We start from the raw sequence: 9,542 nt of genomic DNA on the forward strand, positions 1-9,542 counted from the left end.
TTTCAAAGCCATACCTGTGTAAGCAGGAGGACACCGACTGATGTTACGGCGGCTACACAAAAGGGTAGCAAGTGTTCATCGCCGAGTAGACCGGCGTGAAGCTGCTCTCGAAGCCAGCAACAGCACTTTAAACCGAGTGAATCGGGTTGTAAAGCCCCCCACATCCTTTCACTTGTCTCAGCAGTGTTCTGTTGGTCAACGCACGGGCGTACTTCGACATCACCCTTCCCTCATTCCCGCTTAATACATCATCTTTTATTCCATTCAATAACCATATTATATTCATCATCATTGATGACTTGTATCAGTTAAAGATCATTTGATAAATTACCAGATAATTCTTATCATGTAACACATAAAATTATCAGATAACTGTCAACAAGAATTGCCTGTCCATCACGATCAATTGCCTGATAGTGACAACAATAAATTATCTGATAACTTAGTTGAGCCTGTTGTTAGCACAGATAATCCTGTTGATTCTGTTAATGATTTTGATCTGAGTGCGTCTAAGCAACAGGTTCGGAAGAGTGGTATTAAGTACCACGACAAGATCAAGCTGATGGCATGGAGGATGCGCTGCGAGGGTTTAACACGGGCACAGATAGCCGATGCTATTCAATTAGAATTGGGTGAACCTTTACCAAGGTCGTTTATGAGTCACATCAATCGACTTATTAAGGCAGGGCAACAATTAGCGGAGGGTGATCATAAAACTTGAATGGTTATGATGCTATTAAATAACTTTGATCCGCCTCGATGTCGGATCATGTCATCAGTCTGGTCAGATTGCAGCAGTTGGCAGGCGAGTTGGTGCAAGATGTGCGGACAACTGGCTGCCGATCCCGTACAGTGAACAGCATCGCCCTTTCCCCCGTCTATTCAACGGTCACTACAACGATGTTTGAGCAAGCCTTTAAGTCCATTGATGACATTCTCAGGAAAGAAGCCGGTTGCACCACTGAGCTTGATTATACTGAACAAACTTCATGGTTATTGTTTTTGAAGTATTTAGATGGTTTAGAACAAGATCGCGCCTTGGCAGCACAATTAAATAATGAAACGTATGCCTTTTTGCTTGATCCTGATTTCCGTTGGGAATCTTGGGCAGCTCCAAAAGATATGTTTGGTGGCATTGACCACAATCTGGCATTGAATGGCGATGATTTGCGTGAATTTGTGGATAATGAATTGTTTCCCTATTTGCGTGGATTCAAACAACGTGCCAGTGGTGCAGATACGCTTGAATATAAAATTGGGCAGATTTTCGCGGAGATTAAAAACAAGATTCACAGCGGCTATAACTTACGGGAAATCATTGATCGCATTGATGAGTTGCGTTTCCGGTCGCAGACAGAAAAACATGAACTCTCGCACCTGTATGAAGCCAAGATTAAAAACATGGGCAATGCTGGACGCAATGGCGGGGAATACTATACGCCGCGTCCTTTGATTCGGGCAATGGTGCAGGTGGTGAATCCTCAAATTAACGAACGTATTTATGATGGTGCAGTTGGTTCAGCGGGTTTTCTGTGCGAAGCCTTTGATTATCTTAGGAAACAGCCCAATCTGACTACCGAACATTTAACCATTCTGCAAGAGCGTACCTTTTACGGCAAAGAGAAAAAGTCATTGGCTTATGTCATTGCCATTATGAATATGATTTTGCATGGCATTGATGCGCCTAACATTCTACACACCAATACTCTTTCTGAGAATCTCGCGGATATTCAAGAGAAAGATCGGTTTGATGTCATTCTGGCTAATCCACCGTTTGGCGGCAAGGAACGCAAAGAAGTACAGCAAAACTTCCCGATTCGTACTGGTGAAACAGCTTTTTTATTCCTGCAACATTTCATTAAAATGCTACGGGTTGGCGGTCGTGCGGGAGTGGTGATTAAAAATACTTTTCTATCAAATACCGATAATGCTTCTGTGAGTTTGCGTAAGTTGTTATTGGAATCATGCAATTTGCATACTGTCCTTGATTGTCCCGGTGGTACCTTTCAAGGAGCGGGTGTTAAAACGGTGGTGCTGTTCTTTGAGAAAGGTATTGCAACGCGCCAAGTGTGGTATTACCAGCTTGATCCGGGACGGAATCTCGGTAAAACAAATCCATTGAATGACGATGATCTGAAAGCGTTTGTCGAATTGCAAAAGACTCAAGCGGATTCGTTGCAAAGCTGGAGCGTGGATGTTTCCGGTATTGATTCCAATACTTATGATTTATCGGTGAAGAATCCGAATGGTGGCGAGGCAATTATTCATCGTAGTCCGGTCGATATTATGGATGAGATGATTGCATTAGATGCGGAAAGTGCAGAAGTGTTGGCAGTGATTCGTGATTTACTGGGATCGAATAGCGAGGGAATGTAATGAAAACGGGTTGGAAAAGTAACACGTTAGGCAATACATGTGATATGTATCAACCAAAAACCATCTCAGGGAAGGAGATGGTAGACGATGGAGCTTATCCTGTTTTTGGCGCTAATGGTATTATTGGTAGATATGATAAATATAATCATGAAGAGACACAACTACTTATCACTTGTCGCGGCGCAACTTGTGGTTCGGTGAATATCTCAAGTCCTAAGTCTTGGATCACTGGAAATGCAATGGTTGTTCGTCCAAAAACTAAAGAAATTGATTTGACTTTTTTAGAATACTTATTTCGTGGTGGAATTGATATATCAAAAGCAATTACGGGTACAGCACAACCACAGATAACACAGACAAATCTTTCTAAAATTCAAATTTTTTATCCAGAATCTATCAGTGAGCAACGCCGCATCGTTGCCATTCTTGACCAAGCCTTTGCTGGTATCGCTACCGCTAAAGCGAATGCCGAACAGAACCTTAAAAATGCCCGCGCTTTATTTGAAAGTCATCTGCAATCTGTTTTCACTGAACGGGGTGAGGGGTGGGTTGAAAAACCATTGAATAGCATTGCAGAGTTTTCGCAAGGTATTCAAGTTGCGCTGGGTGATCAGAGGAAAAAGCCGGGCGAAGGTCTGGTTCGTTTTATTCGAATTGTTGACTACACTCAAGGAACGGACAACGTTAGATACGTTAAGAATCACGGGAAAAAATATTGGGCTGACAAAGCCGATATCGTGATGGTTCGCTATGGCACACCAGGATTAATTGGACGCGGTATCGAAGGACTAATTGCCAATAATCTGTTTAAGATCTCTATTCTTAATAAGCAATTAATAAACGATTTCTTGGTCTACTTTTTGAGCCAGCGAAGTATTCAGGGCTACTTGCGCAACCAAGGTGCACTTGCGATGCCAGCTATTACGTTCAAGCAACTTGGAGGGGTCGTGGTTACTTATCCAACAGAGATTGAGAAGCAGAAATCTATTGTGTTATTGCTTGATTCAATTGATGACGAAACCCAACGCCTCAAAAACATCTACCAGCAAAAGCTAGTCGCCCTTGATGACCTGAAAAAGTCCCTATTAAATCAAGCATTTAGTGGCAATTTGTAACCGGACATCAATGGAAAAAATGCCATGATCCGCCTCCGCGTCAAGAATTTTGGTCCTATCAGCGCCGGCTTATTAGAAAATGATGGCTGGATTGATTTCAAGCGGGTTACTATTTTCATTGGAAATCAGGGTGCAGGTAAAAGCACACTAGCCAAACTGTTTTCAACTTTTACTTGGATTGAAAAAGCAGTGATACGCGGTGATTATGAAAAAAAATGGTTTGAACGGAAAGGACGATTAAAAAGCCGCTTTCTGAGCTATCACCGTCTCGAAAATTATCTTAGTACAAGTGATTGTGGAGAAGTTGATATTGCATACGAAGGTGAAGCCTGCGCAATTCGCTATATGGATGAACAATTGAGCATCACGCAATCTGTCAATCAGGGTTATGCCCTGCCGCAAGTGATGTATGTACCAGCGGAGCGGAATTTTATTTCTTATGTAAGAAGCCCGCGAGAATTAAAGCTCTCTTCCGAATCGCTAAAAGAGTTTTTAACGGCTTTTGATCAAGCTAAAAACAGCCTGCGGGGTGCTTTGAAATTGCCGATCAATGATAGTGAAATTGAATACGATAAACTCAATGACATTCTCAATCTCAAAGGATCGGGTTATAAATTGCGGCTGACGGATGCTGCCAGCGGCTTTCAATCTCTTGTGCCCTTATATCTGGTGAGCGAACACCTAGCCCACATGGTGCAGAAACAAAGCGAGAACCGGCAGGAACCAATGAGTGCCGATGAATTGGAACGGTTTAAGAAAGGGGCAAAAAGCATTTTGGATAACGCAGCATTGACTGATGAGCAAAAACGAGTTGCTCTTTCTGTGCTATCGACTCGCTTTAACAAGACGGCATTTATCAATATCGTTGAAGAACCTGAGCAGAATCTTTTCCCTTCATCGCAATGGGATATTCTTAAAAGTTTGCTGAATTTTAATAGCTACAGCGCACAGAACCGCCTCATTTTGACCACGCATAGTCCCTACATTGTTAATTACCTTAGCCTTGCGATTCAGGGAAAGCACTTGCAGCAACGCATCATCGAATGCGGGCGTGAAGAGTTGTTACCAAAAATGAATGCCATCGTGCCCTTATCAGCTTTGTTGGAAGCTGATGATGTGGCGATTTACCAATGCAATGAGCAGGATGGTAGCGTTACTCGCCTGCCTTGTTTCGATGGTATTCCGTCAGATAAAAACTTGTTGAATGATTGGCTGCGCACGGGTAACGACTTGTTTGATCAGTTGCTGGAACTGGAAGAGGCAATCTGAATGGATTTTTTTAAGCCCGAATGCCAGACTGGACCTTTTTATCAAGAGCGGTTTGGATTGTGTGACGATCAGAACACGACTCAAGCCTATGTAAAAGAGACCGATTCTGAAAAATGGATTGCTACCGTTGAAAATCCTGCCCGGCGACCACTGATTTTCACGGCTATCGACAAGTGCGTCATTCAAGATGCAGATGAGTTTGGTCGTAGGCGTTGCGATGGAATGCTAACGACAGAGAGTTTGTTGTATTTGGTGGAGCTAAAGAATCAAAAAAAACACTGGGAGCAGGAAGCTATCGAACAGTTAGAATCAACCATCAAATTTCTCAGCGAACATCATGATTTATCGCACTTTCGTACCAAGAAAGCGTTTGTTTGTAACAAACGGCACAGACCGTTTGCGACTATTGATAATGCGCTTCAAAGTCAATTTTTTCAAAAATATAAATTTCGCATTGATGTCCACGCGATAGTGTTAGTAATTCCTTCTTAATGAACGAAGCTGAAACCCGCGCTGATTATATTGATCCTGCATTAAAAGCAGCGGGTTGGAGTGTTATTCCAGAGAGTCGCATCCGGCGTGAATATCCAATTACACTCGGACGTTTACAAGGCACTGGGAAACGCGCTCAACCATTATTCGCTGATTATGTGTTGGAATACCGCAATCACAAGTTGGCAGTGATTGAAGCGAAAGCGTGGCATGAAGCATTAACTGAAGGCGTGGGACAAGTAAAAGATTATGCTGATAAATTAGCCGTGCGTTTTGCTTATGCCACCAATGGGCAAGGTATTTATCAAATTGATATGCGCACTGGTGTTGAGGGTGAAATTCAACGCTATCCAACACCACAAGAATTGTGGGATTTAACCTTTAATCAACACAATGTTTGGCATGAGTGTTTTGCTGCCATTCCGTTTGAAGATCGTGGCGGTTATTTCCAACCACGTTACTATCAAGATATTGCTATTAAAAAGGTGCTAACTGCTATCACTGCCGGTCAAGACAGGATTTTATTAACCCTTGCCACTGGAACCGGTAAAACCTTTATTGCTTTTCAAATCGCTTGGGTATTATTTCAGAGTCGTTGGAATCTACACGCATGGAAACACCACAACAGAGTCACCCGGCGTCCGCGCATTCTTTTCCTTGCAGATCGTAATATCCTTGCCAATCAAGCCTATAACGCTTTTTCAGCCTTCCCTGAAGATGCGTTGATTCGGATTGAACCGGCAGATATTCGCAAAAAGGGCAAGGTTCCCAAAAACGGCAATCTATTTTTTACCATCTTCCAGACCTTCATGAGCGGAGCAGCGGCAGACGGGCAACTCGCACCGTACTTTGGTGACTATCCCCCCGACTTCTTTGATGTCATTATTGTCGACGAATGTCATCGCGGTGGTGCCAATGATGAAAGCGCGTGGCGCGGCATTCTGGATTACTTTACTCCAGCAGTGCAATTGGGTTTAACTGCCACTCCGAAGCGCAAAGATAATGTAGACACCTATGCTTATTTTGGTGAACCGGTGTTTATTTATTCATTGAAAGATGGCATTAACGATGGATTTTTAACTCCGTTTCGAGTGAAGCAAATCACCACCACGTTAGATGAATACTGTTATACCGCAGATGATCTGGTGCTGGAAGGTCAAGTTGATATTGATAAAACATATCAAATAAATGATTTTAATCGTATTATTGAAATAAGAGAACGGGAAGCCTATTTAGTTTCATTATTCATGGCACAGATTAAACCCTATGAAAAAACACTGGTTTTCTGTGTAAATCAAGGACATGCGTTAATGATCCGTGACTTGATTAACCAAAATAAGGTGAGTAATGATCCGCAGTATTGCCAGCGTGTGACGGCAGATGAAGGCGCACTGGGTGAACAATATCTGCGTGACTTTCAAGACAATGAAAAGACCATTCCTACTATCTTAACCACCTCGCACAAACTCTCAACAGGTGTTGATGCCCGCAACATTCGTCACATTGTGTTATTGCGTCCAATTAAGTCCATGATTGAATTCAAGCAAATTATTGGACGAGGAACACGGTTATATGATGGCAAAGAGTATTTCACTGTTTATGATTTTGTACAGGCACATCAACATTTTAATGATCCCGAATGGGATGGTGAACCAATTGAACCGGTGAGTGCTTCCCGTCGTCCCCGCGAAGGTGTACAGGAACCAGCACCACCTTGTTATCTGTGTGGGCAACGCCCTTGTGTGTGTCAACGCAAGGTCAAGGTGAAGCTGGCTGATGATAAGGTGCGCACCTTGCAACACCAGATGGCAACCAGCTTTTGGCATCAAGATGGAACACCGATGTCAGCGCAGCAGTTTTTGGAGCTGTTATTCGGTACATTACCCGCCTTCTTCAATGATGAAACCCAGTTACGCACCTTGTGGAGCGCACCAGATACACGCCGTAAGCTATTAGATGGACTTGCTGAGAAAGGGTTTGGTAAAGAGCAACTGTTTGAAATGCAACAACTTATCAACGCTGAGAAGAGCGATTTATTTGATGTGTTGGCGCATGTCGCTTATGCTACTCAACCGCTCACCCGAAAAGAGCGCGTCGGTCGGGCAATGGCACAGATCAGCGCGATCTTTAATAGTCAACAACAGGTTTTTCTTGATTTCGTGTTGTCGCATTATGTAGATTTAGGTGTTGATGAATTGGATGAAAAGAAGTTAACGCCATTGTTGTTACTTAAATATAATTCTTCACTTACAGATGCAATAAATAATCTTGGTCAGCCGGATGAAATTAGAAGGGTATTTAATGGGTTTCAGAAATACCTTTATCAAGAATGTATTGATAAAGCATAATCTTGATGAATATGGAATCAGTGGATAATTTGCAAGTGTCAATGTCAAGTGATGAACCTGAGCAACAAGACACTGATACAATCCCGGTGCAGACCTGGTTGGCACCACAGCTCGACATCATCGCGCTCTATCCGGCTTGCTTTGATCTAGCTCGTCCGCGTCCACTGAAGTTGAGGATTCACCAGGACTTGATCGAGGCTGGTCACAAACGGTCTGACATCAAGCATGTGTTGGGTCGTTATTGCGGACGCATCCGCTATCTTCAATCAATACAGCCGGGAGCAGTACGGGTTGACCTACAGGGACAACCAGCCGGTGAGGTGACTGAAGCTGAGTGTGACAGTCCGCGTGCGAGGCTGGCATTGATTTCTGCGCAACGTTTAGCTATACCACTCAAGCCGAAACCGGTTAAGATAAAGAAGATTGAGAAGGTAAAAAAGCCCAAGGCAGTACAGGAACCGAAACCTGTTCCACCACTTGACGCACCCTTGACCTCGGAGAGTATAGTGAGCGGTCGCCTTGAATTGACAGTGAAGTTTACTGAACTGCCTCAACCTGTTATCGTTAAGTCAGGCATGAAGATTGGTGTTCAGACTGACACTGCGTTGGTGGTGACAACTTTGAAGCCGAAAGTCTGGAAGAAGCTGGAAAAGGCACAAGTTGACTGGACACAATGGGTTGCTGCAATGACTGGCAAGCTGGGTGCTCAAGTTGGCAGTGATGCCGGAACGATTGTGATGTTGGAAGAAGCGTCGTTACAGGTGTTTGAAAAGAAGGTGAAGGTTGAGAAGTTAAGTTAGTGCAAATGTAGATAATAAGGTGTTGCTATGGAACCAATAACAATTACTCTATTGTTTAGAGCGCCTAGCTTTTACAAAGCAATAACAGGTTATCTTGGGATTATTGAATCAACTGATAAGAAGTTAGATAAGCTGCTTCAAAGTGATTACAATGCTGGAATTAAATGCTTACAAGAAGCTTTAATCACAGGTAATCAGCGTGACTTTCTGCTTAAAGAGGCATGGAGACGATTTCACACAGCATTAACGCATGAAACGGCAGAACGTAAGGCACTAGCTTATGTTGGACTTGCTTTATGCCAAGAGCATCTAGGAGAGACTAGATTGGCAACAGCTACACTGACTGAACTATCAAATTATTTTTATTTTGACAAAAAAAGAGAATTATTATCTACTTTCAAGCCAGGAGTAGTTGCTGGCATAGGCATCGCATCACTGTTTCTAGGTGGTCTGCCATTGGTTATTGCGGCAGCGGTGGGTGGAGCAGCGGTGGGTGGAGCGTTGGGGGCAGCAGTGCATAATGATGATTCTCCTGAAGCAATAGTTCGTCAGCTCACAAATCAGGCTCGTGAGCTAGTCCAAACAAGATCCTAAATATAACCACATATTTCAATGTAACTGACCGGATTAGATTGTCAGTTCCTTTAACGAGAGATAAAAATGATATATTCACATAAACCCATTTTTTTCAACACAACAAAAAGCCGATTCAGTAATGAACCGGCTTTTCTTTTATAACAACTAATTTCTTTTAACCGGCTAAACCACCATACCCTGAACAAGTTCTTGGTTTTGCCTTCACTGTACGCAATCAACGCCGCGCTAACACTGTAAACAGCAATAGCAAAAACACACAGAAAACCGGCGTCAACCAAGGCTCAAGTTTACACGAACTGCACTAAGTAACAAGAGCCTCAGTGATTGCGTCAAGGAAGCCCACATGGCACTTGGCATAGCACACATACTGAAAACCAACGATTTCCTCAACACTGAATGCGTTCCTGAAGCGCAGGAAGAGTCGTTCCCGTCACAGCTGCTCACAGCACAAGAGCACTTCGATTTGCTGCACCCGCGCCCAGCGTATGGTGTTACTGCGTTCTGGGCACAGAAAAAACAGGAGAACGGTAAAGGTGGCTGGAAAA

At 43.3% G+C, this 9,542-nt stretch carries 9 protein-coding genes; all 9 read left to right on the forward strand.

Annotation, left to right across the window (positions count from 1 at the left end):
- Nucleotides 1-406: 406 nt before the first annotated feature.
- Nucleotides 407-721 (forward strand): hypothetical protein, encoded by a 315-nt coding sequence (locus tag CKO12_RS13390; protein ID WP_200155228.1) that lies wholly within the window; start codon nucleotides 407-409, stop codon nucleotides 719-721.
- Nucleotides 722-900: 179 nt separating this feature from the next.
- Complete coding sequence (locus tag CKO12_RS13395; protein WP_200155235.1) at nucleotides 901-2,376, forward strand: class I SAM-dependent DNA methyltransferase; 1,476 nt, start codon at nucleotides 901-903, stop codon at nucleotides 2,374-2,376.
- Nucleotides 2,376-3,491, forward strand: coding sequence for a restriction endonuclease subunit S (locus tag CKO12_RS13400; protein ID WP_207146381.1), 1,116 nt, complete (start codon nucleotides 2,376-2,378; stop codon nucleotides 3,489-3,491). Before CKO12_RS13395 ends, CKO12_RS13400 begins: the two co-directional genes overlap by 1 nt.
- Nucleotides 3,492-3,515: 24 nt before the next feature.
- Entirely contained in the window at nucleotides 3,516-4,760 is a 1,245-nt protein-coding gene (locus CKO12_RS13405; protein WP_200155230.1) for an AAA family ATPase, read from the forward strand.
- Nucleotides 4,761-5,252, forward strand: coding sequence for a hypothetical protein (locus CKO12_RS13410; protein WP_200155231.1), 492 nt, complete (start codon nucleotides 4,761-4,763; stop codon nucleotides 5,250-5,252).
- Nucleotides 5,252-7,600, forward strand: a complete 2,349-nt coding sequence (gene hsdR / locus CKO12_RS13415; protein WP_200155232.1) for an EcoAI/FtnUII family type I restriction enzme subunit R — start codon at nucleotides 5,252-5,254, stop codon at nucleotides 7,598-7,600. The genes CKO12_RS13410 and hsdR overlap by 1 nt, the downstream gene beginning before the upstream one ends.
- Before the next feature lie 5 nt (nucleotides 7,601-7,605).
- Nucleotides 7,606-8,400 carry a ProQ/FINO family protein gene (locus CKO12_RS13420; RefSeq protein WP_242466347.1) on the forward strand — a complete coding sequence of 265 codons (795 nt, stop codon included), beginning with the start codon at nucleotides 7,606-7,608 and terminating at the stop codon, nucleotides 8,398-8,400.
- A gap of 27 nt (nucleotides 8,401-8,427) precedes the next feature.
- Complete coding sequence (locus tag CKO12_RS13425; RefSeq protein WP_200155233.1) at nucleotides 8,428-8,994, forward strand: hypothetical protein; 567 nt, start codon at nucleotides 8,428-8,430, stop codon at nucleotides 8,992-8,994.
- A gap of 346 nt (nucleotides 8,995-9,340) precedes the next feature.
- Nucleotides 9,341-9,542 (forward strand): hypothetical protein (locus tag CKO12_RS13430; protein WP_200155234.1); only part of this gene is annotated, 202 nt, incomplete at its 3' end.

It is taken from the genome of Chromatium okenii, assembly GCF_016583745.1.
In the GTDB taxonomy this organism is placed as follows: domain Bacteria; phylum Pseudomonadota; class Gammaproteobacteria; order Chromatiales; family Chromatiaceae; genus Chromatium; species Chromatium okenii.